The 24,438-nt window shown below is 60.8% G+C and carries 26 protein-coding genes and 1 pseudogene; all 27 read left to right on the top strand.

The annotated features are described in order from the left end of the window. Nucleotides 1-74: 74 nt before the first annotated feature. Nucleotides 75-1,367: a motility associated factor glycosyltransferase family protein gene (locus BW992_RS25965; protein WP_076407271.1), complete on the top strand. Its 1,293-nt coding sequence runs from the start codon at nt 75-77 to the stop codon at nt 1,365-1,367. Then, nucleotides 1,364-1,633, top strand: a complete 270-nt coding sequence (locus BW992_RS25960; RefSeq protein WP_076407270.1) for a hypothetical protein — start codon at nt 1,364-1,366, stop codon at nt 1,631-1,633. The genes BW992_RS25965 and BW992_RS25960 overlap by 4 nt, the downstream gene beginning before the upstream one ends. 250 nt (nt 1,634-1,883) lie before the next feature. Continuing rightward, a complete protein-coding gene (locus BW992_RS25955; protein ID WP_072389519.1) occupies nt 1,884-2,735 on the top strand; it encodes a flagellin domain-containing protein in 852 nt (283 codons plus the stop codon). A 72-nt stretch (nt 2,736-2,807) separates the two neighbouring features. Further along, a complete protein-coding gene (locus tag BW992_RS25950; protein WP_072389517.1) occupies nt 2,808-3,173 on the top strand; it encodes a flagellar protein FlaG in 366 nt (121 codons plus the stop codon). An 81-nt stretch (nt 3,174-3,254) separates the two neighbouring features. Then, nucleotides 3,255-4,691, top strand: a complete 1,437-nt coding sequence (gene fliD, locus BW992_RS25945) for a flagellar filament capping protein FliD (RefSeq protein WP_072389515.1) — start codon at nt 3,255-3,257, stop codon at nt 4,689-4,691. A 131-nt stretch (nt 4,692-4,822) separates the two neighbouring features. Further along, on the top strand, nt 4,823-5,218 hold the full coding sequence (gene fliS / locus BW992_RS25940) for a flagellar export chaperone FliS (protein WP_072389513.1): 396 nt from the start codon (nt 4,823-4,825) through the stop codon (nt 5,216-5,218). A gap of 11 nt (nt 5,219-5,229) precedes the next feature. Next, a complete protein-coding gene (locus BW992_RS25935; RefSeq protein WP_072389511.1) occupies nt 5,230-5,526 on the top strand; it encodes a flagellar protein FliT in 297 nt (98 codons plus the stop codon). 172 nt (nt 5,527-5,698) lie between these two features. After that, complete coding sequence (locus BW992_RS25930) at nt 5,699-7,174, top strand: sigma-54 dependent transcriptional regulator (protein WP_072389509.1); 1,476 nt, start codon at nt 5,699-5,701, stop codon at nt 7,172-7,174. Nucleotides 7,175-7,308: 134 nt separating this feature from the next. Then, nucleotides 7,309-8,499: a sensor histidine kinase gene (locus BW992_RS25925; RefSeq protein ID WP_172834668.1), complete on the top strand. Its 1,191-nt coding sequence runs from the start codon at nt 7,309-7,311 to the stop codon at nt 8,497-8,499. 4 nt (nt 8,500-8,503) lie between these two features. Then, nucleotides 8,504-9,898 carry a sigma-54-dependent transcriptional regulator gene (locus BW992_RS25920; protein ID WP_072389506.1) on the top strand — a complete coding sequence of 465 codons (1,395 nt, stop codon included), beginning with the start codon at nt 8,504-8,506 and terminating at the stop codon, nt 9,896-9,898. A 230-nt stretch (nt 9,899-10,128) separates the two neighbouring features. Beyond that, entirely contained in the window at nt 10,129-10,455 is a 327-nt protein-coding gene (gene fliE / locus BW992_RS25915; RefSeq protein ID WP_072389504.1) for a flagellar hook-basal body complex protein FliE, read from the top strand. Nucleotides 10,456-10,471: 16 nt separating this feature from the next. Further along, nucleotides 10,472-12,256: a flagellar basal-body MS-ring/collar protein FliF gene (gene fliF / locus BW992_RS25910; protein ID WP_072389502.1), complete on the top strand. Its 1,785-nt coding sequence runs from the start codon at nt 10,472-10,474 to the stop codon at nt 12,254-12,256. Then, nucleotides 12,249-13,268 carry a flagellar motor switch protein FliG gene (gene fliG, locus BW992_RS25905; RefSeq protein WP_053154943.1) on the top strand — a complete coding sequence of 340 codons (1,020 nt, stop codon included), beginning with the start codon at nt 12,249-12,251 and terminating at the stop codon, nt 13,266-13,268. Before fliF ends, fliG begins: the two co-directional genes overlap by 8 nt. Before the next feature lie 7 nt (nt 13,269-13,275). Continuing rightward, nucleotides 13,276-14,106, top strand: coding sequence for a flagellar assembly protein FliH (fliH, locus tag BW992_RS25900; RefSeq protein ID WP_072389500.1), 831 nt, complete (start codon nt 13,276-13,278; stop codon nt 14,104-14,106). Then, nucleotides 14,096-15,454, top strand: coding sequence for a flagellar protein export ATPase FliI (gene fliI, locus BW992_RS25895; protein WP_053154947.1), 1,359 nt, complete (start codon nt 14,096-14,098; stop codon nt 15,452-15,454). The genes fliH and fliI overlap by 11 nt, the downstream gene beginning before the upstream one ends. Before the next feature lie 6 nt (nt 15,455-15,460). Continuing rightward, nucleotides 15,461-15,910: a flagellar export protein FliJ gene (fliJ, locus tag BW992_RS25890; protein WP_053154949.1), complete on the top strand. Its 450-nt coding sequence runs from the start codon at nt 15,461-15,463 to the stop codon at nt 15,908-15,910. A 103-nt stretch (nt 15,911-16,013) separates the two neighbouring features. After that, nucleotides 16,014-16,313 (top strand): annotated as a pseudogene (locus BW992_RS25885) (STAS domain-containing protein); the annotation flags it as partial. Nucleotides 16,314-16,415: 102 nt separating this feature from the next. Further along, nucleotides 16,416-18,122, top strand: a complete 1,707-nt coding sequence (locus BW992_RS25880; RefSeq protein ID WP_072389498.1) for an ATP-binding SpoIIE family protein phosphatase — start codon at nt 16,416-16,418, stop codon at nt 18,120-18,122. Nucleotides 18,123-18,153: 31 nt separating this feature from the next. Continuing rightward, nucleotides 18,154-18,498 (top strand): Hpt domain-containing protein, encoded by a 345-nt coding sequence (locus BW992_RS25875; RefSeq protein ID WP_042731736.1) that lies wholly within the window; start codon nt 18,154-18,156, stop codon nt 18,496-18,498. 98 nt (nt 18,499-18,596) lie between these two features. Continuing rightward, on the top strand, nt 18,597-19,970 hold the full coding sequence (locus BW992_RS25870; RefSeq protein ID WP_076407269.1) for a flagellar hook-length control protein FliK: 1,374 nt from the start codon (nt 18,597-18,599) through the stop codon (nt 19,968-19,970). Between the two features lie 198 nt (nt 19,971-20,168). Beyond that, nucleotides 20,169-20,672 (top strand): flagellar basal body-associated protein FliL, encoded by a 504-nt coding sequence (gene fliL, locus BW992_RS25865; protein WP_053154955.1) that lies wholly within the window; start codon nt 20,169-20,171, stop codon nt 20,670-20,672. 9 nt (nt 20,673-20,681) lie between these two features. Continuing rightward, a complete protein-coding gene (fliM, locus tag BW992_RS25860; protein ID WP_072389494.1) occupies nt 20,682-21,650 on the top strand; it encodes a flagellar motor switch protein FliM in 969 nt (322 codons plus the stop codon). 65 nt (nt 21,651-21,715) lie between these two features. Then, on the top strand, nt 21,716-22,174 hold the full coding sequence (gene fliN / locus BW992_RS25855; protein ID WP_072389492.1) for a flagellar motor switch protein FliN: 459 nt from the start codon (nt 21,716-21,718) through the stop codon (nt 22,172-22,174). A 27-nt stretch (nt 22,175-22,201) separates the two neighbouring features. Continuing rightward, complete coding sequence (gene fliO, locus BW992_RS25850; RefSeq protein WP_092179770.1) at nt 22,202-22,609, top strand: flagellar biosynthetic protein FliO; 408 nt, start codon at nt 22,202-22,204, stop codon at nt 22,607-22,609. Then, a complete protein-coding gene (gene fliP / locus BW992_RS25845; RefSeq protein ID WP_072389488.1) occupies nt 22,609-23,358 on the top strand; it encodes a flagellar type III secretion system pore protein FliP in 750 nt (249 codons plus the stop codon). The genes fliO and fliP overlap by 1 nt, the downstream gene beginning before the upstream one ends. Nucleotides 23,359-23,381: 23 nt before the next feature. Beyond that, a complete protein-coding gene (gene fliQ, locus BW992_RS25840) occupies nt 23,382-23,651 on the top strand; it encodes a flagellar biosynthesis protein FliQ (protein WP_003184009.1) in 270 nt (89 codons plus the stop codon). 10 nt (nt 23,652-23,661) lie between these two features. Then, complete coding sequence (gene fliR / locus BW992_RS25835; RefSeq protein WP_371128577.1) at nt 23,662-24,438, top strand: flagellar biosynthetic protein FliR; 777 nt, start codon at nt 23,662-23,664, stop codon at nt 24,436-24,438.

The following is a 24,438-nucleotide window of genomic DNA, read 5'->3' as shown; positions in this document are numbered from 1 at the left end:
CCCAGGCACAAAAATAGCGTCCAAGGTGTAACCTTGGACGCTATTTTTTTTGCCCACTGGAAAGTCGAGACGCCATGAGCGAGTTCTTTGAGTGCAATCTCCAGACGATCAAGCAGCGTTGGCCGCTCATGGCCGAGCGCCTGCTGTCGGAGGCGGTCGACGGGCTGCGGGCAGACCTGGTGGAAGGCCAGGGATCGACCTTGAGCATCGACGGTATCCAACTGACCAGTCGACATGACCGCCTCGCCGAGGCTGAACTGCAAGCTGCCAGCCTGCCGTCGGACGCCGCCGTGTTGCATGTCTATGGCACTGGGCTGGGAGATCTGCAGAACCATTTGCTGGAGCGGGCCGGGCTCGAGCGCTTGTACGTCCATATTCTCAACGGCTCGGTGTTCGCTCTGGTGCTGCGGGTACTGGATCAGACGCAGTGGCTCGTCGATCCGCGAGTCGAACTGCTTTATGCGGGAGACCAGGCGGAAATCAAGTTGCCATTCTTTGCCTTGCCCGCCGAATTGGTCCTGGCCGATGACTTCAATGCCAAGATTCGCGACCGGCTGGTCAGTGAAACCCACCTGGCGTTCAACAATCGTGAATTCCACTCGCAGGCACCGGAGATTGTCGCGCGCCTGAAAGCCGCTGCCGGTCTTGTGCAGGTGGATCACGATGTGGCCGAGCTGTTCGATTCCCTGGGCGAACGGGAGGTGTTTGTCATTGCCACCGGTCCCAGCCTTGAACAGCATTTCCAGAGGCTGCGCAGCATTCGGGAGCAAGACGGCCGACCGCTATTGATTTGCGTCGACACGGCCTATCTGCCGCTGCTCCGCCAGGGTATTAGGCCGGACATCGTGGTCAGCATCGATCAGCGCATATCGGCGCGGCACCTACCGCCCGATCATACGGCCGATATTGCACTGGTTTATATGCCGATGGCTGATCCCTCGGTGCTCAGTGCGTGGCAGGGGCCACGTTACGCTGGCTTTTCCCCCAGTCCGGTCTATCGGCAAATGCGCCAGCAGTTTCCCCGTGGTCTTCTGCATGCGGGGGGCAGCGTGATCCATCCTGCCGTGGACTTGGCAGTAAAGATGGGAGCGACCCGGATTACCCTGTTCGGGGCGGATTTCGCTTTTCCCCATGACAAGACTCACGCTGGTTGGGGTGATGGTGACCTAGGGCCGCATTTGGGGGCGGCAAAGCACTGGGTTCTTGATGGTCATGGCAGCCGGGTCAAGACCCAACTGAATTTCCGCAGTTATCTGTGTGAGCTGGAACGGTTTATCGCGGCCCATCCCCAGGTGCGCTTCTATAACAGCAGTCGTGATGGGGCGAGGATCGTCGGCACCGATTTCAATGAGGAGTTCACTCGATGACCGTGCAAGAGCGTGTGATCGATGATGCGCGAGAATGCGCCCGTTTGTTTCGCTTGGGACGGGACGTCGAGGCGGGGCTTACAATGGTTATCCTGGTCGAAGCGGCGCAACCTTTCGTTGAGGCTATGCCAGAGAATGTCCAGTCATATTGGGCCGATCTGCTTGCGTCCATGCTAAGTGACCAGCAAACCCAGAACTGGCTTTCGCTGGCCGATTACCTTGAGTACGAACTGGTGGAGCTATTGAGCGCCAGTCTGATCATCTAGGTGCTTTTCGCCTGTCGTTATTGGTCCCGATGCAGAGTCGCGGCTCCGGCATTTCCCTGGCGTCATTTTTTCACTCCAGGCGCAGCCAAGTCCTTGATTTATGAGGGGTGGCAAGCTGATGGCAAAAAATCTGAAAAAACTGCTAAAGCAAGTTCCGATTACGACGATAACTATTACGAAGGTTCTCTAGGCCACACCCGGCGGTTGCCAGGGCCGGAAGCCGCAGTACCCAACCAACGAGGAATTCGTCATGGCTTTAACAGTAAACACTAACGTCACATCGTTGAACGTTCAGAAGAACCTGAACCGCGCTTCCGATGCTCTCTCCACTTCGATGACCCGCCTGTCTTCCGGCCTGAAAATCAACAGCGCCAAAGACGACGCCGCTGGCCTGCAGATCTCCACTCGTATGACTTCGCAAATCCGCGGTCAGACCATGGCGATCAAAAACGCCAACGATGGTATCTCCATCGCGCAAACCGCTGAAGGCGCTCTGCAAGAGTCCACCAACATCCTGCAGCGTATGCGTGAGCTGGCTGTTCAGGCTCGAAACGACTCCAACGGCACCGACGATCGTGCAGCTCTGAACAAAGAGTTTGCCACTATGTCCGACGAGCTGACCCGGATCGCCAACTCCACCAACCTGAACGGCAAGAACCTGATCGACGGTACTGCTGGCACCATGACCTTCCAGGTCGGTTCCAACACCGGTGCTGACAACCAGATCACCCTGACCCTGGACAGCGGCTTCGACGCAGCGACTCTGAGCGTTGACTCTGCAGCCATCGCGATCAGTGCTGCCGACAGTGCTGAAGCTGAGACCAACACTGCTGCGGCAATCGATGCGATCGACGCAGCTCTGAAGACCATCAACTCCAGCCGTGCTGACCTCGGTGCTGCACAAAACCGTCTGACCAGCACCATCTCCAACCTGCAGAACATCAACGAAAACGCCAGTGCTGCACTGGGTCGTGTACAAGACACCGACTTCGCTGCTGAAACTGCCCAGCTGACCAAGCAGCAGACTCTGCAACAGGCTTCCACTTCGGTTCTGGCCCAGGCCAACCAACTGCCATCCGCTGTACTGAAGCTGCTTCAGTAATAGCCGGATGAGTTTTAGCGGGGGAGTGCGCTTGCGTACTCTCTCGCTTTTTCCGTTCAAGAGGTGATGGACATGGATATGAGCGTGAAGCTGAACTTGTCTTATCCTGCGGCCAAGCCGGCGCCAACAGTGGCCGACAAGCCAGTGGAGAAGCCTCGGGCTGACGTCGCTATCGTGACACCGGTCAAGCAGACTCCTAAAGAAGCTGCCGTCGAGCAGGACAAACTCAAGAAAGCCGTCCAGGAAATCGAGAAGTTCGTCCAGTCGGTCAAGCGCAACCTGGAGTTCTCTATTGATGAGCCTTCAGGCAAAGTAGTGGTCAAGGTGATTGCCAGTGATTCCGGTGAAGTGATTCGCCAGATCCCGAATGAAGAAGTTCTTAAGCTGGCCAATAGCTTGAATGATGCAAACAGCCTGTTGTTCAGTGCTGAAGCCTGATGACTGGCACGAATTTTGTTGTTTAGTTTTTTTGCCGTTGTAATGGTCAAAAAGCCGGCGACACACTGAAGGGAGTCCCACATGGCAAGTCCAATTCTACCTGGCTTGGGTTTAGGCTCTGGCCTTGATACCACTGCTATCGTCAAGGCACTGGTTGATTCTGACAAAGCGGCCAAGCAAGGTCAGATCGACCGCGCCACCAAGACTAATGCGGCCAACATCTCCGGGATCGGCACCCTGAAGTCGCTGCTGGCAACGTTTCAATCCACGCTTGATAGCCTGGGCAGTACGACCACTCCGCAATTTACGGGCGTGTCTGCCACGTCGGCCAATAACACGGCGTTGACGGTGGCGGCCACCAACTCGGCGGTAAGCGGTACCTATTCGATAAATGTCACCCAACTGGCGACGTCGTCAAAAGTTGCGACGGCCGCTTTCGCCGGTGGCGCTTCCAGTCAGGTAGGGGCCGGTACGCTGACCATCAGCCAGGCGGGAAAAGACTATACCCTCGATGTACCGGCTGATGGGACGTTGCAATCGGTTCGGGATGCCATCAACAGCAAGTATTCTTCCAGCGGTCTGACCGCCAACATCGTGACCGACAATTTCGGTTCGCGGCTGGTGGTGGGATCGACTAAAACCGGTGCGGGCAGCGACATCTCTCTCAGCGGTATTGCCAGTCTGGCTGCGGATGGCTCTACGTTGATGGGCACGCCCAGTGCAACCTCTTCGGGCTCGATCGGCCTGGCCAAGGATGCGGTATTCACAGTTGATGGGCTGTCAATGACCAGCCCGACGAACAAGTTGAGTAACGTTATTTCCGGTCTTGACATGACGTTGCTCGTGGCCAACTCCGGCCCAACGACTGTCACCGTTGCCACCAACACCGACGGCTTGAAAGCGTCCATCCAGAAGTTTGTCGATGCCTATAACGCCGTTGCGAAGGCAGTGACTTCCCTGACCAAACCGTCGACAGATGCCGATGGTAATTCCGTTCCGGCAGCCCTCACCGGCGACTCGTTGCCACGATCGCTTCTGGCGGCCATACGGGCTCCTTTATCCGAAACCGGTGCGGGCGATAAGCTCACCGTGCTGTCCCAGTTGGGGATTACCACTAACCAGACCACCGGTGCTCTGGATTTCAACAGTACGAAGTTCACTGCTGCCCTGAACGAAAAGCAACTGGGAGGGGAAATTCAAACCCTCTTCACGGGCGAAAACGGCCTGATCGAACGCATGAAAGATGCGCTCGCTCCCTATACCGTTAACAAGGCCGATCCGAATGATCCCAAGAAAACCATCGACTCCATTCTGACGGCTCGTTCCAAGAATCTTGATGTTCTGAAGGCGAAATTGAGTGCGGACCAGGCGGCCCTGGATCGCCGAATCGAGACCCTTACCGCTGTGCTGACCAAAAAGTACAACGATATGGACACCTTGGTCGGCAAGCTCAAGGCAACTGCCAGCAACATTACCTCGATGTTCGAAGCGTTGACGGCACAACAGAAGAACAGCTGATCTTCAACCGATGCAAAAAAGCCCGGTGACGTTTGATAGCGTTCCGGGCTTTCGGCTTTCCGGTCTAAAGTTTTTTGACGCGGCGTCGATACGCTGTTTATACGAACCGAAGTTTTTAGATGAGGTAGAACATGAATCCGATGTTAGCCCTTCGCCAATACCAGAAGATTGGTGCCCAGGCGCAAACCTCCGAAGCAAGTCCCCATCGTCTTGTACAGATGCTCATGGAAGGCGGCCTGGACCGTATCGCGCAGGCCAAGGGTGCGATGGAGCGCAAGGATATCGCCAACAAAGGCGTCTTCATCAGCAAGGCCATCGGCATCATCGGCGGTCTGCGTGAAGGCCTGGATCTGGAAAACCAGGCCGAGTCGGTTGCCGAGTTGGATGCTCTCTACGCTTACATGATGAAACGCTTGGCTGAAGCCAACGCCAAGACCGATCCGAAGATTCTTGACGAAGTCGCCGATCTGCTTCGCACAGTCAAGGAAGGCTGGGATGGCATTGCTCCGCAAGGTCCGCAATTTTAAGGAGTACTCTCATGAGTCTTGTCCTGCAGCGAATAGAACAAACCCGTGATGCCCTGGTCGATGCCCTGGCCGAGCGTAATTGGGAGGCAATCGGTCAGTTGGACATGACCTGCCGTTCCTGCATGGAAGACGCCCTGAGCGAATCCGGAGTGGATGAGGCAGCTTTGCGAAGTAATCTTGAGGAGTTGCTGGGGGTGTACAGGCAATTGCTCGAGGCGGCGACAGGGGAGCGGCAGGCGATAGTCAACGAGATGTCGCAGGTCCAGCAGGCACAGGCTGCGGCCAAGGTTTACCACTTGTTCGGTTGATCCTGCTCAAATAATCCGAACAAACTGCGCCATAAATTTGACTCTGCAGCGTTTTTTGACTTAACTAGTGGCTGTTTACACTTTTCAGGCGTCTACAGGCACGACAAGTCTGCAAGCGTCTAGCTTGCCCCCTAATTCCGGGCACTGAGTTGACTAGGGAAGTTGCTATTGCATGTGGCGTGAAACCAAAATTCTCCTGATCGATGACGATAGCGTTCGCCGCCGCGACCTGGCGGTGATCCTGAATTTTCTTGGCGAAGAAAATTTACCCTGCGGAAGCCATGACTGGCAGCAGGCAGTCGGCTCTTTGTCGTCCAGTCGTGAAGTCATTTGTGTCCTTATCGGGACCGTAAATGCTCCCGCAACTCTTTTGGGCTTGCTAAAGACACTCTCAACCTGGGATGAGTTCCTTCCGGTTTTGTTAATGGGCGAAAATTCTTCCCTTGACTTGCCAGAGGACCAGCGTCGCCGAGTGCTTTCCACCCTGGAAATGCCGCCCAGCTACAGCAAGTTGCTCGATTCGCTGCACCGGGCCCAGGTCTATCGCGAGATGTATGACCAGGCTCGCGAGCGCGGCAGGCATCGTGAACCCAACCTGTTCCGCAGCCTTGTCGGTACCAGCCGGGCGATCCAGCATGTTCGCCAGATGATGCAGCAGGTGGCCGACACCGACGCCAGCGTATTGATCCTCGGCGAGTCCGGCACCGGCAAGGAAGTGGTCGCGCGCAACCTGCATTACCATTCCAAGCGTCGCGAGGCGCCATTCGTGCCAGTCAACTGCGGCGCGATCCCGGCCGAGTTGCTGGAAAGCGAACTGTTCGGCCATGAGAAGGGCGCTTTCACCGGGGCGATCACCAGCCGGGCCGGGCGTTTCGAGCTGGCCAATGGCGGCACCCTGTTCCTCGACGAGATCGGCGACATGCCCTTGCCGATGCAGGTCAAGCTGCTGCGGGTCCTGCAGGAGCGTACTTTCGAGCGAGTGGGCAGCAACAAGACCCAGAGCGTCGACGTACGCATCATCGCCGCGACCCACAAGAACCTCGAGAGCATGATCGAGGTGGGCAGTTTCCGTGAGGATCTCTACTATCGCCTCAATGTGTTTCCCATCGAGATGGCGCCGTTGCGTGAGCGGGTCGAAGACATCCCGTTGCTGATGAACGAGCTGATTTCGCGCATGGAGCACGAGAAGCGCGGTTCGATCCGTTTCAATTCGGCGGCGATCATGTCCCTGTGTCGCCATGGCTGGCCGGGCAACGTCCGTGAGCTGGCCAACCTGGTGGAACGCATGGCGATCATGCATCCCTATGGCGTCATTGGGGTGGCCGAGCTGCCCAAGAAGTTCCGCTACGTCGACGATGAAGACGAGCAAATGGTCGACAGCCTGCGCAGCGACCTGGAAGAGCGGGTGGTGATCAACGGCCACACGCCGGATTTCACCGCCAATGCCCTGCTGCCGCCGGAGGGCCTGGACCTCAAGGATTACCTCGGAGGCCTGGAGCAGGGGCTTATCCAGCAGGCGCTGGACGACGCCAACGGCATCGTGGCCCGTGCGGCGGAACGCTTGCGCATTCGCCGCACCACCCTGGTGGAAAAGATGCGCAAGTACGGCATGAGCCGTCGCGAAGGAGACGAACAGGCGGATGATTGACGCCTGTTTTGCAACCGTCTGATTTTCAGGCGGTTTTTTTTCGGCACGGGTATTGCTAAAGCTCTCTCAACGTTCCGTTTAACTGACGGTCAGCCAAGCGAGAGAGCCCGATGAGCCAAGCCGCCCACGTTCAGATGTCTTCGGTCCCCGATGCGGGGGGCATGCCTTCCGCCGAGCAGGCAAGCCGGCTTGGGCTCGAGCAGGCGTTTTCGCTGTTCAATCAGGTGTCCAGCCAACTGACCGATTCCTACAGCCTCCTCGAAGCCCGGGTCACCGAGCTCAAGGGTGAGTTGGCGGTGGTCAGCGCCCAGCGCATGCAAGAGCTGGCGGAAAAAGAGCGTCTGGCCAACCGGCTGCAGAACCTGCTCGACCTTCTGCCTGGCGGCGTCATTGTCATCGATGCCCAGGGTTTCGTCCGCGAAGCCAACCCGGCGGCTTGCGAGCTGCTCGGGCTGCCCCTTGAGGGCGAGTTGTGGCGACACGTCATTGCCCGCTGCTTCGCGCCTCGTGAAGACGACGGTCATGAAGTTTCCCTCAAGGATGGTCGCCGCTTGTCCATTTCGACCCGTTCGCTGGACGCCGAGCCCGGGCAGTTGGTGCTGCTCAACGACCTGACTGAAACCCGTCACCTGCAAGACCAGTTGGCGCGCCATGAGCGGTTGTCCTCCCTGGGGCGCATGGTGGCGTCGCTGGCTCATCAGATCCGTACGCCATTGTCCGCCGCCCTGTTGTACGCCAGTCATTTGACCGAGCAACCCCTGTCGGTGGAAACCCAGCAGCGCTTTGCCGGACGTTTGAAAGAGCGCCTGCACGAGCTGGAGCATCAGGTGCGGGACATGCTGGTCTTCGCCCGCGGCGAGTTGCCATTGACCGACCGGGTAACCCCGAAGGCGCTGTTGCAATCCCTGCAGGCCGCGGCATTGACCCATGTGCGGGACCTGCCGATCCGCTGGCAGTGTGATAGCCATGCCGGTGAGGTGCTGTGTAACCGTGACACCTTGGTGGGGGCGGTGTTGAACCTCATCGAAAATGCGATCCAGGCCGGCGGCGAGCACGTGCGTCTCAAGGTTCACCTCTACACCCGGGCCGAGACCCTGCGTCTGTGTGTCAGCGACAGCGGCAGCGGTATCGAGCCGGCTGTGCTGGCTCGCCTCGGCGAGCCGTTCTTCACCACCAAGGCCACCGGCACCGGCCTGGGCCTGACCGTGGTCAAGGCCGTGGCCCGTGCCCATCAGGGAGAATTGAAATTGCAGTCGCGACTGGGGCGTGGGACCTGTGCAACGGTGCTCCTGCCGTTGTTCTCCAGTTCGCCACAGGTGGAGTGAAGTGATGGCGATCAAGGTGTTACTGGTAGAGGACGACCGGGCCCTGCGCGAAGCGCTGGCCGACACGCTGGTGCTGGCCGGGCATGATTATGTTGCCGTTGGCTCGGCAGAGGACGCGCTGCTGGCCGTGGCTCGGGAAACCTTCAACCTGGTGGTCAGTGATGTGAACATGCCGGGCATGGATGGTCACCAGTTGCTCGGGCTGTTACGTGCCCGCCATCCACAATTGCCGGTGTTGCTGATGACCGCCCACGGTGCGGTGGAGCGAGCGGTGGACGCCATGCGCCAGGGCGCAGCGGATTACCTGGTCAAGCCATTCGAACCCAAGGCGCTGCTGGATCTGGTGGCGCGCCATGCGCTGGGTGTCCCGCTCGTCGAAGGCGAAGGGCCGGTGGCGTTCGAGCCGGCCAGTGCGCAACTGCTGGAATTGGCCGCGCGAGTGGCGCGTAGCGATTCCACTGTGTTGATTTCCGGTGAGTCCGGCACCGGCAAGGAGGTCCTGGCGCGCTATATCCATCAGCAATCCCGGCGCGCCAACGAACCGTTCATTGCCATCAACTGCGCGGCGATTCCCGACAACATGCTCGAAGCGACCCTGTTCGGTCACGAAAAGGGCTCGTTCACCGGGGCCATTGCGGCCCAGGCCGGCAAATTCGAGCAGGCCGATGGCGGCACCATTCTGCTCGACGAGATTTCCGAAATGCCCCTGGGGCTGCAAGCCAAGCTGTTGCGGGTGCTGCAGGAGCGGGAAGTGGAGCGGGTCGGTGGGCGCAAGCCCATCCACCTGGATATCCGCGTGGTGGCGACCACCAACCGAGACCTGGCCGGCGAAGTGGCGGCGGGTCGTTTTCGGGAAGACCTTTACTACCGCCTGTCGGTATTTCCCCTGGCCTGGCGTCCATTGCGCGAGCGCACTGCCGATATCCTGCCGCTGGCCGAGCGGTTGTTGGCCCGGCACGTCAATAAAATGAAGCATGCGGCCGCCAGGTTGTCGCCGGCGGCGCAGGCCTGCCTGGTTGCCTACCCTTGGCCCGGAAATGTCCGGGAGCTGGATAACGCGATCCAGCGAGCCTTGATCCTGCAGCAGGGCGGCTTGATCCAGCCTGAGGATTTCTGCCTGGCCGGCCCGGTGGCCTGTGCCCCATTGCCGGTCGCTTCGCAGCCGCCGGTGGCGGCATTCGTACCGGCGGCGGAAGTCGAGGGCGAGTCGGCTGGGGCCTTGGGCGATGACCTGCGGCGGCGCGAGTTCCAGATGATCATCGACACCCTGCGTGCCGAGCGTGGCCGGCGCAAGGAGGCGGCGGAACGTCTGGGCATCAGCCCGCGCACCTTGCGCTACAAGCTGGCGCAGATGCGTGACGCGGGGATGGACGTAGAGGCCTACCTGTTCGCCAGTTGAATTTGAGTTGAACCCTGTGGGAACGAGTCTGCGCGCGACGACCATGGTCTCGCGACGAGGACGTTGACCGACACACCGCTATCGCCAGCAGGCGCGCTTGCACAGGTGCCTCGAAGGAGCGGCGCGCGCATTTGTTTATGACGGCCACGGAGCTGGCACCCTTGTTGCTAACACCTGTATACCCGCTGAGTAAGTGTCAAAAAAATGCGGGCCGCCAGAGAGAGTAGACCATGAGCCAAGGTATTGAATTTAATCGATTGATGCTGGACATGCGGGCCATGCAGATGGACGCCATGGCACAGCCCAAGTCGGTCGCGGTCCCCCAGGTGGGTGGCAGCAGCTTTTCCGACATGCTCGGTCAGGCCGTCAATAAAGTGAACGATACCCAGCAGGCGTCTAGTCAACTGGCCAGTGCTTTTGAAATTGGCAAAAGTGGCGTCGACCTGACTGACGTAATGATCTCTTCGCAGAAAGCCTCTGTCTCGTTTCAGGCATTGACCCAGGTTCGCAACAAACTGGTTCAGGCCTATCAAGACATCATGCAGATGCCGGTCTAAAGGAAACTATTGAGTCATGGCAGAAGCAGTCGTTGATAACGTTCCGGCCAAGACCCCTGCACCAGACGGCAAACCGCCGCTGTTCGGGCTGTCTTTCCTGGAAAACCTCTCCGAGATGACCATGCTGCGTCAGGTCGGCCTGTTGGTCGGCCTGGCTGCCAGCGTGGCGATTGGTTTCGCCGTGGTGCTGTGGTCCCAGCAGCCGGACTACCGTCCTTTGTACGGCAGCCTGGAAGGCATGGACGCCAAGCAAGTCATGGAGACCCTGGCTTCCGCAGACATTCCCTATACCGTCGAGCCCAATTCCGGTGCCCTGCTGGTCAAGGCCGACGACGTAGCGCGTGCGCGCCTCAAGCTCGCCGCCGCCGGCGTGACGCCCAGCGACGGCAATATCGGCTTCGAGATCCTCGACAAGGATCAGGGCCTGGGCACCAGCCAGTTCATGGAAGCGACCCGTTATCGTCGCGGCCTGGAAGGCGAGCTGGCGCGTACCATTTCCAGCCTGAACAACGTCAAGGGTGCCCGTGTGCACCTGGCGATCCCGAAAAGCTCGGTATTCGTGCGCGACGAGCGCAAGCCGAGTGCTTCGGTACTGGTCGAGTTGTACCCGGGCCGCGCGCTCGAGCCTGGCCAGGTCCTGGCGATCGTCAATCTGGTGGCGACCAGCGTTCCTGAATTGAGCAAGTCGCAGATCACCGTGGTCGACCAGAAGGGTAACCTGCTGTCCGACCAGGTGGAAAACTCCGAACTGACCATGGCTGGCAAGCAGTTCGACTACAGCCGTCGCATGGAAGGCATGCTGACCCAGCGTGTCCACAACATCCTGCAGCCGATCCTGGGCAATGACCGCTACAAGGCCGAAGTGTCGGCCGATGTGGACTTCAGCGCCGTCGAGTCGACGTCCGAGCAGTTCAACCCCGATCAACCGGCCTTGCGCAGTGAGCAGTCGGTGACTGAGCAGCGCACCGCCAGCAATGGCCCCCAAGGCGTGCCCGGTGCCCTGAGCAACCAGCCGCCATCGCCGGCCAGCGCGCCGCAGACCACTGGTGGTGCCGCCGGGGCTGCCGGTATGGTGCAGCCAGGCCAGCCGCTGGTAGATGCCAACGGCCAGCAGATCATGGATCCGGCCACCGGCCAGCCGATGCTCGCGCCGTACCCGGCCGACAAGCGCCAGCAATCGACCAAGAACTTCGAGCTGGACCGTTCCATCAGCCACACCAAGCAACAGCAAGGGCGTTTGAACCGCCTGTCGGTGGCAGTGGTGGTGGACGATCAGGTCAAGGTCAACCCGGCGAACGGCGAAACCACCCGTGCGCCCTGGAGCGCCGACGAATTGGCGCGCTTTACCCGCCTGGTACAGGACGCCGTGGGTTTCGACGCCAGCCGTGGCGACAGCGTCAGCGTGATCAACGTGCCGTTCTCCTCCGAGCGCGGAGAAGTGATCGCCGATATTCCGTTTTATTCGCAACCCTGGTTCTGGGATGTGGTCAAGCAAGTATTGGGCGTGCTGTTCATCCTGGTGCTGGTCTTCGGGGTGCTGCGTCCGGTACTCAACAACATCACCAATGGCGGCAGGAACAAGCAACTGGCCGGCCTGGGTGATGTAGAGCTGGGAGGCATGGGTGGCCTGGATGGCGAATTGGCCAACGATCGCGTCAGCCTCGGTGGGCCGCAGAGCATTCTGTTGCCAAGCCCGAGCGAAGGCTATGACGCACAGTTGAACGCCATCAAGAGTCTGGTGGCAGAAGATCCGGGTCGTGTGGCCCAGGTCGTGAAAGAGTGGATTAACGCAGATGAGTGATAATCGAGCCGCCGTTGCCAAATTGTCCCGGGTCGACAAGGCCGCGATCCTGCTGCTGTCCCTGGGGTCGACCGATGCCGCCCAGGTGCTGCGCCACATGGGGCCCAAGGAGGTCCAGCGTGTGGGTGTGGCCATGGCGCAGATGGGTAACGTGCACCGTGAGCAGGTCGAGCAGGTCATGAGCGAGTTCGTCGACATCGTCGGCGACCAGACCAGCCTGGGCGTCGGCTCCGATGACTACGTGCGCAAGATGCTCACCCAGGCCCTGGGCGAGGACAAGGCCAATGGCTTGATCGACCGGATCCTGCTGGGGGGCAACACCAGTGGCCTGGACAGCCTCAAGTGGATGGAGCCGCGGGCCGTGGCGGACGTGATCCGTTACGAGCACCCGCAGATCCAGGCGATCGTGGTGGCCTACCTCGATCCCGACCAGGCGGGCGAAGTGCTCGGCAATTTCGATCACAAGGCGCGGCTGGACATCATCCTGCGGGTGTCTTCGCTCAACACCGTGCAGCCGGCGGCGCTGAAGGAACTGAACCAGATACTCGAGAAGCAGTTCTCGGGCAATTCCAATGCCTCGCGCACCACCCTGGGTGGCATCAAGCGTGCGGCGGATATCATGAACTTCCTCGACAGTTCGATCGAGGGCCAACTGATGGACTCGATCCGCGAGTTCGACGAAGACCTGTCCGGTCAGATCGAAGACCTCATGTTCGTGTTCAACAACCTGGCCGATGTCGACGACCGCGGTATCCAGGCGCTGTTGCGCGAAGTGTCCTCCGATGTGCTGGTACTGGCCCTCAAGGGGTCGGACGAAGGCGTCAAGGAGAAGATCTTCAAGAACATGTCCAAACGGGCGGCCGAACTGTTGCGCGACGACCTGGAGGCCAAGGGCCCGGTGCGCGTCAGCGATGTGGAAACCGCACAGAAGGAAATCCTCACCATCGCCCGTCGCATGGCCGAAGCCGGAGAAATCGTGCTCGGTGGCAAGGGCGGCGAAGAGATGATCTAAGGTCGTTATGTCTGCCAAGAGTGATGATGCACCCAGCGACCTGATCCGCGCCCGGGATGTCGGTGGTTTCGACGTCTGGTCGCTGCCCAGCTTCGATCCTCATGTGCCGGAGCCTGAGCCCGAGCCGGTGGAGGAACTGCCGGAAATCGAGGAAGTGCCGCTGGAGGAAGTCCAGCCGCTGACCCTGGAGGAAGTGGAAGGCATTCGCCAGGAAGCCTACAACGAAGGTTTCGCCATCGGTGAGAAGGAAGGCTTCCACAGCACGTCCATCAAGGTCCGCCAGGAAGCCGAAACGGCGTTGACGGCCAAGCTCCAGGCGCTGGAGACACTGATGCTCAACCTGTTCGAGCCCATCGCCGAGCAGGATACACAGATCGAAAAATCCCTGGTGGGGTTGGTGCAACACATCACCAGGCAAGTGATCCAGCGCGAACTGGCCATCGATTCGAGCCAGATCGAACATGTCATGCGCGAGGCCCTCAAGCTGTTGCCATTGGGCGTGGGCAACGTGCGCCTATACATCAATCCCCAGGATTTCGCCTTGGTCAAAGCTCTGCGCGAGCGTCACGAGGAAACGTGGCGCATCGTCGAGGACGAAGCCTTGCTGCCGGGTGGATGCCGGGTGGAAACCGAACACAGTCGCATCGATGCCACTGTCGAAACCCGCATCCAGCAAGCCATGGCCAAGCTCTTCGACCAGTTGCACGAACAGGCCCTGCATCCGGCCGCTGCCGACCTTAGCGTGGAATTGCCGGACGAGCCCAGGGGCGCCGTCAGTGCCGGCCTGGATGCCGCCGAACTGATCGCTACCGAACCGGATGCTCGCGATGCGCCTTGAAAGAACCAGCTTCGGCAAGCGCCTGGGCAGCTACGCCGAGGCCACCGAACTGGCCGGCCAGCCGATCCTGGAAGGACGTCTGTTGCGCATGGTCGGCCTGACCCTGGAGGCCGAAGGCCTGCGTGCCGCCATGGGCAGCCGCTGCCTGGTCATCAATGACGACACCTACCATCCGGTGCAGGTCGAAGCCGAAGTCATGGGCTTTTCCGGCAGCAAGGTCTTTCTGATGCCGGTGGGCAGCGTGGCGGGCATCGCGCCCGGTGCGCGGGTAGTGCCCCTGGCCGATACCGGCCGGCTGCCCATGGGCATGAGCATGCTCGGGCGCGTGCTGGATGGTGCCGGCCGTGCCCTGGACGGCAAGGGCGGCATGAAGGCCGAGGACTGGGTGCCGATGGACGGTCCGACGATCAACCCGCTCAAGCGCGACCCCATCAGCGTACCGCTGGACGTGGGCATTCGCTGCATCAACGGTTTATTGACGGTAGGGCGCGGCCAGCGTCTGGGGCTTTTCGCCGGTACGGGGGTGGGCAAGAGTGTGCTGCTGGGCATGATGACCCGCTTCACCGAAGCCGACATCATCGTGGTGGGGCTGATCGGCGAACGGGGTCGTGAGGTGAAGGAATTCATCGAGCACATCCTCGGCGAGGAAGGCCTCAAGCGCTCCGTCGTGGTGGCCTCGCCGGCGGACGACGCGCCGCTGATGCGCCTGCGGGCCGCCATGTATTGCACCCGCATCGCCGAATATTTCCGCGACAAGGGCAAGAATGTCCTGTTGCTGATGGACTCGTTGACCCGTTTCGCCCAGGCCCAGCGGGAAATCGCCCTGGCCATCGGCGAGCCGCCGGCCACCAAGGGCTATCCGCCATCGGTGTTCGCCAAGCTTCCCAAGCTGGTGGAGCGCGCCGGTAATGCCGAGAAGGGCGGCGGCTCGATCACGGCGTTCTATACCGTGCTGTCCGAAGGCGACGACCAGCAGGACCCCATCGCCGACTCGGCGCGGGGGGTGCTGGACGGCCACATCGTGCTGTCCCGGCGCCTGGCGGAGGAGGGGCATTACCCGGCCATCGATATCGAGGCGTCCATCAGTCGGGTCATGCCATCGGTCATCAGCGCCGAACACCTCAAGCGCGCCCAGCAATTCAAGCAATACTGGTCGCGCTACCAGCAGAGCCGCGATCTGATCAGTGTGGGGGCCTACGTACCCGGGGGCGATCGCGAGACCGACACCGCCATCAATCTCTATCCAGCCATGGCGGTCTACCTGCGCCAGAGCCTGAACGACAACATCGGCATGGGCGCCAGCGAAGCGCACCTGCAGACCATCTTCGCCCCGGTTTCCGGCGGATAACCGATCATGGCCACGAGTCGTGCGGCGCGCCTGGCGCCCGTGGTGGACATGGCGGAAAAGGCCGAGAAGACCGCGGTCCAGCGGTTGGCGTATTTCCAGGGCCAAGTGGCCGTTGCCGAAAGCAAGCTGGCCGACCTGGAGAATTTCCGCCTGGAATATCAGGAACAATGGATCGCCCGTGGCAGCCACGGCGTTTCCGGCCAGTGGTTATTGGGCTATCAGGGGTTTCTCGCGCAGTTGGGGACGGCCATCGACCAGCAGCGCCAGAGCCTGGTCTGGCACCAGAACAACCTGGAGAAGGCGCGCCAGAGTTGGCAGGAGGCTTTCGCCCGCGTCGAAGGGCTGCGCAAACTGGTGCAGCGTTACATCGATGAGGCGCGACAGTTGGAAGACAAACGCGAGCAGAAGCTGCTGGATGAGCTGTCCCAGCGCCTGCCGCGCCAGGATCCGTTTTGACCGGGGCACTGGAATTTAGAGGGCGGGGCGATCCAAGGCCTTGCTCAGTCCTCTACCAGGTGCTACACCTTGTACACGTATGTCCATGACAGGGAAGCCTACTATGTCAGTCGTTACAGAAGTATCCGACGATGGGAAGAAACTGACGATTTCGATCAAGGGTCGTTTCGATTTCGGGCGGCACCAGGAATTTCGTGAATCTTACGAAAAGTTCCACAAGAAGCCCGAAACCTACGTCGTGGACCTGAAAGACACCACCTATCTCGACAGCTCCGCTTTGGGCATGTTGCTCCTGCTGCGTGATTACGCCGGGGGTGAAGACGCCGATGTGAGCGTCACCAACTGCGGTGCGGATGTGCGCAAGATTCTTGCGATCTCCAATTTCGACAAGCTGTTCGATATCGACGGCCCGAAGGAGGACAAGTCGGCGGCGAAAGATGACGGCGCGCAGAACGGCCACGCTCACCAGGACAAGTTCCATCTGGGCAAAGCCTGATCACCCGCCATGTTGTCCGATCTGGAGTCGTTGACGGTCCTGATTGCCGAGGACAGTGCCGCTGATCGGCTGCTGTTGTCCACCATTGTCCGTCGCCAGGGGCATCATGTGCTCACTGCAGCCGATGGTGCCGAGGCAGTGGAGGTGTACCAGCAGCAGCGTCCGCACCTGGTGCTGATGGACGCGATGATGCCCGTCATGGACGGGTTCGAGGCCGCGCAGAAGATCAAGCAGTTGGCCGGCGAGCAGCTGGTTCCGATCATCTTCCTCACGTCATTGACCGAAAGCGAGGCCTTGGCTCGTTGCCTGGAGGCCGGTGGCGACGATTTCCTGGCAAAACCCTATAACCAGGTGATCCTGGCCGCCAAGATCAAGGCGATGGATCGGTTGCGGCGTTTGCAGGCTACCGTCGTTGAGCAGCGCGACCAGATCGCCCGGCACCACGATTACCTGCTCAACGAACAGCGGGTCGCCAAGGCCGTGTTCGACAAGATCGCCCACTCCGGCTGTCTCAGCGCTCCGAACATCCGTTACCTGCAATCACCTTATGCCTTGTTCAACGGCGATCTGCTGCTGGCCGCGTTCAATCCGGCCGGCGACATGCATGTCCTGCTGGGGGATTTCACCGGCCACGGCCTGCCGGCGGCAGTCGGCGCGATGCCGCTGGCGGAGGTGTTCTACGGCATGACTGCCAAGGGCTACGGCCTGGCGCAGATCCTGCGGGAAATGAACGCCAAGCTCAAACGCATCCTGCCGGTCGACATGTTCTGCTGCGCGACGCTGTTGTGCCTGAGTTTCCAACGCGGCACGGTGGAAATCTGGAACGGCGGCATGCCCGACGGCTACCTGCATGACAGCCTCAGCGGGGCGCGCAAGCCATTGCCGGCGCGCCACCTGCCGTTGGGCGTGCTCACGCCACAGTTATTCGATGACCGTACCGAAGTGCATCCGATGGCGGTAGGAGATCGGGTATTCCTGCTGTCGGATGGCGTCATCGATACCAGTAACGAGGATGACGAACTGTTTGGCGTGGATCGGCTGCAGGCGGTCTTCGCCGCCAACCGCGAGCCGGACAGTCTTTTCGAAGACATCCAGCAGGCGCTGCGGGATTTTCGCGGCGAGGCCCGCGATGACTTCAGCATGGTGGAGGTGCGGATGGTGGCGCCGGCGCAACTCAACCCGCCGCCACCGGTCTATTCCGATAGCGGCCAGTCCAGCCCGCTGGACTGGTCGGTGAGCTTCGAGTTCCGGGCGCAGACGCTCAGGCGGTTCAATCCCATGCCGTACCTGTTGCAACTGTTGCTTGAAGTTCATGGGCTCAGGGCCCAGAGCGGTGCGCTCTACAGCGTACTCTCGGAGTTGTATTCCAACGCCCTGGAACATGGCGTGCTGGGGCTGGATTCGAGTATCAAGCGTGACGCGTCGGGTTTTGCGCGTTATTACACGGAGCGCAACTCACGCCTGGAAGAATTGAGTGACGGTCACATCCGGGTACACTTGCATATCACCCCTCATGGTGAGGGTGGCCGCCTGGTGATCGAGGTCGAAGACAGCGGCGAGGGCTTCGATGTCGCCCAGGTGCTGGCGCGACCTCTGGACTGCGACAGGCTGTCAGGGCGCGGTGTGAGCCTGGTACGGCAGTTGAGCCATCAGGCCCGTTGGTCAGACGATGGTCGTAGTGTCCGCGTGGAGTTTTTCTGGGAGGCTCTGGCATAATCCGCGCCATTCTTGATCAAGGAGCGAACAAGTGAGTGAGATTCATCTGGACCGCGATGTGCTCAGCACATTGAAGGAAGTCATGGAGGAAGGGTATCTGGAACTGCTAGACACCTTTCTCAACGATTCCGAGGCGCGCCTTCGCGTGCTGCACGAGGCTCGTGACGCTGAAAAACTGAGCGCCACGGCCCACAGCTTCAAGGGCAGCAGCAGCAACATGGGGGCCATCCGCCTGGCTGAGCTGTGCGGCGAGCTGGAGCAGCGTGCCAAGCAGCCCTCGCTGGGTGGCATCGAGAAGCTGGTCAGCGAGATCGACAGCGAATTTGCCCATGTTCGAAACCTCTGCAGGGAAGAGCGCGAAGGTTTCCACTGCTGAGCATGACCGACCGATTTCCAGCCTCTGCGGCGTTGGCCCGCCCCTTGCATTGACTTGTCTCGACTGTACCTATGATTTCAGTGCAGCGGAGACTTTTTATGCCCGTTACGCCCAATACACTGCTGCAGGCCACCACCCAGGCCAAGCCCCAGACCGCCGTCAATTCACCGGCAGCGGCCCCGGAGCCAGGAAATAGAGCCTTCAGCTTCGCGCAGGTCTTCGCCAAGCAGGCCCCCGTCAAATCACCGTCGGTACCTGAACCTTCGATGAAGCCGGTGCGCGACAAGACGCCCGACAACACCGTCAAGAAAGACGCCGGCAACGAAACGGCTGCCGCGCCAGAACCGACCGTTGCCGATAGCGGCAAACCCTTGCCCACCGACAAACCGGTCACCGCCGACGACCAGCAGGCCAGCGAGGAGCGCGACGATACGGCTGAAGCACCCGTGGCCGAGGCTCCGCTTGCCGATCCGACACTGGACCCCGCCTTGCTGCCGGAGACTGCCGCATCGGTCGTGACCGTGGACGTTGCACCCACGCCGGTGGACGTTTGCTCCGCACCTCAGGTTGTCGCGGCGGTGGCGGCACCGGTTGCGCCCCTAGTGACGCCGGCCAAGGCTGAGGCTCCAGTGGTGGACCCGGAGTTCGATCCACAGGCTGACCCCCTCGATGCCCTGCCGGCGCTGCGCCTGGCAATGGAGCAGAGCGGCCATGTTTCCGCCGCCAGCCAGTCCAAGGCAGCCGCTACGGCGCCGCTCGAAGCCGAACAGACGTCCACGTCGGCCCAGACATTCGCCGCCGGCATGGCCAATATGCTCAGCGTCCAGGCTGACCAGGACAGCACCGGTCCGGGAAGCCAGGGCGGCGACAAGGCCTTCAGCGGCCTGATCAGCGAAGGGCTCAAGGATCTGGGGGGCGCTTCCAGCGATACCCGGGTGGATGATTTCGCCAACCGCCTGGCGGCGCTGACCCAGGCCGCCACGCCCAAGACTGCCAACGCGGTGCCGGTCAACCAGCCAATCGCCATGAACCAGAGCGGCTGGACCGAAGAGATCGTCAACCGGGTCATGTACCTGTCGAGCGCCAATCTCAAGGCGGCGGACATCCAGTTGCAGCCAGCCGAACTCGGACGCCTGGATATCCGGGTGAACATGATCCCGGACCAGCAGACCCAGGTTACCTTCATGAGCGCTCACTCCGGTGTGCGCGAAGCCCTCGAAGGCCAGATGCACCGCCTGCGCGACAGCTTCGCCCAGCAGGGCATGGGCCAGGTCGACGTCAGCGTGTCCGATCAATCCCGTGGCTCCCAGAACCCGGACCAGCAGGCGCAGCAGCAGGCCCAGGCCGGGCGCGCTTCGTCGACTGGCGCGCGCCTGGACTCCGGGGATGAAAACCTGCCGGCCGGCGTCGCCGAGGTGGCCACCAGCACCACCACCGTCATCGGTACCAGCGCCGTGGATTACTACGCCTGACCAGGCAAACAGACCCTGTGGGAGCGAGCCAGCTCGCCATGACTGTGGACCAGTCACCGATACGAGGTGACCGAGACTCCGTTATGGCGAGCAGGCTCGCTCCCACAGTGCTTTGTGCTCCCGACATGTTCTGGCATAACACTTGCTCCTGCCTTGCCATGCAACCGTAAACCCCCCGATTAGTGACGGATTATTGGCATGGCGAAGAGCGAAGCAGCAGCTGTAAAAGACCCTGCGACCAAAGGCAAACTCAAGATGATCATCCTGATCGTCGTGGGGCTGCTGCTGGCGATCGGTGTATCCGTGGGGGCGACCTGGTATTTCATGCACAACGCTCAAAGCAAGCCTGCGCCCGTGGCCGAAGCGGCACCGGTCGGCAAGCAGCCGGCGATTTTCGAGCCCATGGCGCCTGCGTTCGTGGCCAACTACACCCAGAACGGCCGTCAGCGCTACATGCAGGTCAGCATCACCCTGCTGGGTCGCAACCAGGCCGACCTGGAAGCCTTGCGGGTGCACATGCCGCTGATCCGCAATAACCTGGTGATGCTGTTTTCCGGACAGAACTTCGACACCCTGGCCACCCCTGTCGGCCAGGAAATGCTGCGTCAGAAAGCCACGGCCAGCGTGCAGGAAGTGGCACAGAAAGAACTCGGCAAAGTGGTGATCGAACAGTTGCTCTTCACTAACTTCGTATTGCAGTAGGAACACGACATGGCCGTGCAGGACCTGTTGTCCCAGGACGAAATCGATGCGCTGTTGCATGGTGTCGACGACGGCCTGGTGCAAACCGAAACCGCTACTGAACCGGGCAGCGTCAAAAGCTACGACCTGACCAGCCAGGATCGCATCGTTCGCGGACGCATGCCGACCCTGGAGATGATCAACGAGCGCTTTGCCCGATACACCCGTATCAGCATGTTCAACATGCTGCGCCGTTCGGCCGACGTGGCCGTCGGCGGCGTGCAGGTGATGAAATTCGGTGAGTACGTGCATTCGCTGTACGTGCCCACCAGCCTGAACCTGGTCAAGATCAAGCCGTTGCGCGGCACCGCGCTGTTCATCCTGGATGCCAAGCTGGTGTTCAAGCTGGTGGACAATTTCTTCGGCGGAGATGGTCGTCACGCCAAGATCGAAGGGCGTGAATTCACCCCCACCGAGCTGCGAGTGGTGCGTATGGTGCTGGAGCAGGCCTTCATCGACCTGAAGGAGGCCTGGCAGGCGATCATGGAAGTGAACTTCGAGTACATCAACTCGGAAGTGAACCCGGCCATGGCCAACATCGTCGGCCCGAGCGAGGCCATCGTGGTGTCGACTTTCCATATCGAGCTCGATGGCGGTGGAGGTGACCTGCACGTGACCATGCCGTATTCGATGATCGAGCCGGTGCGCGAGATGCTCGACGCCGGTTTCCAGTCGGACCTCGACGACCAGGACGAGCGCTGGATCAATGCCCTGCGCCAGGACGTGCTGGACGTGGACGTGCCGATTGGCGCGACCGTCGCGCGGCGTCAACTGCGCCTGCGGGACATCCTGCACATGCAGCCGGGGGACATCATCCCCGTCGAGATGCCGGAAGACATGATCATGCGTGCCAACGGCGTACCGGCCTTCAAGGTCAAGATGGGCTCTCACAAAGGCAACCTCGCGTTGCAAGTGATCGAGCCGATCGAACGCCGCTGAGCAGTGTCGAAACTTTTTAGCGGATTTTACGTTTCTAACTGATTTTTGCCCGCCGAGGACAAACGATGGCTAACGATATGAACAACCAGGACGACCAGGCGCTGGCCGACGAATGGGCCGCTGCCCTGGAAGAAGCTGGCGAAAGCGGACAGGCCGACATCGACGCCTTGCTGGCAGCCGACACCGGCGCCGCTGCGTCCAACCGCCTGCCCATGGAAGAGTTCGGCAGCGTGCCCAAGAGCCACGAGCCCGTGACGCTGGACGGTCCGAACCTGGACGTGATTCTCGATATCCCGGTGTCGATTTCCATGGAAGTGGGCAGCACCGACATCAACATCCGCAACCTGCTGCAGCTCAACCAGGGTTCGGTGATCGAGTTGGACCGCCTGGCCGGCGAGCCCCTGGACGTGCTGGTCAACGGCACCCTGATCGCCCATGGCGAAGTGGTGGTGGTCAACGAGAAGTTCGGCATCCGCCTGACGGACGTGATCAGCCCGAGCGAACGCATCAAGAAGCTGCGCTGAGTGAAGGGGTTTATCGCAGCGGCCCTCATGCTGCCCTTCAGCGTGCTGGCGGCCGAACCGGCGGCGACCACCACGGCCACGGCGTCCGGCAGCAGTATGGCCGGGCAATTGGCGCAGCTGGTGCTGGGCCTGTTGCTGGTGCTGGGGCTGATCTTTTTCCTCGCCTGGTTGCTGCGCCGCGTGCAACAGGCGGGGCCGGCCGGCAAGGGCCAGGTCATCGATATCGTCGGCTCGCGCGCTCTTGGCCCGCGGGACCGGCTGGTGCTGGTGCAGGTGGGCAACGAGCAGATCCTGCTGGGCCTGAGCCCTGGCACGATCACCGCGTTGCACGTGCTCAAGGAGCCGGTGCAGGTGCCGTCCACCGAGCAGGCCACTCCCGAATTTGCCCAGCGCCTCATGGAACTGCTGGGTAAAGACCAGAAGGATAAGAAGTAATGCCGTTGCGCATTCTGTTGACGCTGGCGCTGATGCTGGCCGCGCCGTTGGCGTTCGCCGCCGATCCGTTGTCGATCCCGGCGATCACCCTGGGGACCAACGCAGAAGGGGCCCAGGAATACTCGGTCAGCCTGCAGATCCTGCTGATCATGACTGCGCTGAGCTTCATCCCGGCGTTCGTCATGCTGATGACCAGCTTTACCCGGATCATCATTGTCTTTTCCATCCTGCGCCAGGCCCTGGGCTTGCAGCAGACGCCGTCGAACCAGATCCTCACCGGCATGGCGCTGTTCCTGACCATGTTCATCATGGCCCCGGTGTTCGATCGGGTGAACCAGGATGCGCTGCAGCCTTACCTGGCGGAGAAGATCACTGCCCAGGACGCCGTGGCCAAGGCCGAGGTGCCGGTCAAGGATTTCATGCTGGCGCAAACCCGCAGCAGCGACCTGGAGCTGTTCATGCGCCTGTCCAAGCGCACCGACATCGCCAGCCCCGACCAGGCGCCGCTGACCATCCTGGTGCCGGCGTTCGTGACCTCCGAGCTCAAGACCGCATTCCAGATCGGCTTCATGATTTTCATCCCGTTCCTGATCATTGACCTGGTAGTCGCCAGTATCCTCATGGCCATGGGCATGATGATGCTGTCGCCGCTGATCATTTCCCTGCCGTTCAAGATCATGCTGTTCGTCCTGGTGGATGGCTGGGCATTGATCATCGGCACCCTGGCGGGCAGTTTCGGCGGTGTTTAGACCCCTTGCGCGAGTAGGACGATATGACGCCTGAAGTAGCGGTAGACCTGTTCCGCGAGGCTCTCTGGCTGACCACCATGATGGTTGCCATCCTGGTGATCCCCAGCCTGTTGGTGGGGCTGCTGGTGGCCATGTTCCAGGCCGCCACCCAGATCAACGAGCAGACCCTGAGCTTCCTGCCACGCCTGCTGGTCATGCTGGTGACGCTGATTGTCGCCGGTCCCTGGCTGGTGCAAACCTTCATGGAATACATCCTGCAGTTGTACGGCAGTATTCCGCAGTTGATCGGTTGACCCGATGTCGATGCTCGCACTGACGGACACCCAGATCAGTACCTGGGTGGCGTCGTTCATCCTGCCGCTGTTTCGCGTGACCGCCGTGTTGATGAGCATGCCGGTCTTCGGCACGACCCTGGTGCCGACCCGCGTGCGCCTGTATTTCGCCCTGGCGATCACGGTAGTCATCGTGCCCGGGCTGCCGCCGATGCCCCCGGTCAATGCCCTGGACCTCAGTGCGCTGATGCTGGTGGCCGAACAGATCCTCATCGGAGTCCTGATGGGGTTTTCGCTGCAGTTGTTTTTCCAGGCGTTCGTGGTGGCGGGGCAGATCATTTCGATCCAGATGGGCATGGCCTTCGCTTCCATGATCGACCCCACCAACGGCGTCAACACGGCCGTCATCGGGCAGCTCCTGACCATGCTGGTGACCCTGCTGTTCCTCTCCATGAACGGACACCTGGTGGTTTTCGAAGTCATGACCGAGAGTTTCACCACGTTGCCGGTGGGCAGCGCGATGCTGGTCAATCATTTCTGGGACGTCGCCGGCAAGCTCGGCTGGGTCCTGGGGGCGGCGATGCTGCTGGTATTGCCGGCGATCACTGCGCTGCTGGTGGTCAACATCGCGTTTGGCGTGATGACCCGGGCGGCGCCGCAGTTGAACATTTTTTCCATCGGTTTCCCGCTGACCCTGGTGCTGGGCATGGTGATTTTCTGGGTCAGCCTGGGGGATATTCTCAACCAGTACCAGCCGCTGGCCACCCAGGCCTTGCAGTTGCTGCGTGACATGGCACAGGCGCGCTGA

Source organism: Pseudomonas sp. 7SR1 (genome assembly GCF_900156465.1).
In the GTDB taxonomy this organism is placed as follows: domain Bacteria; phylum Pseudomonadota; class Gammaproteobacteria; order Pseudomonadales; family Pseudomonadaceae; genus Aquipseudomonas.
This window is presented reverse-complemented; position numbering and strand designations above follow the sequence as displayed.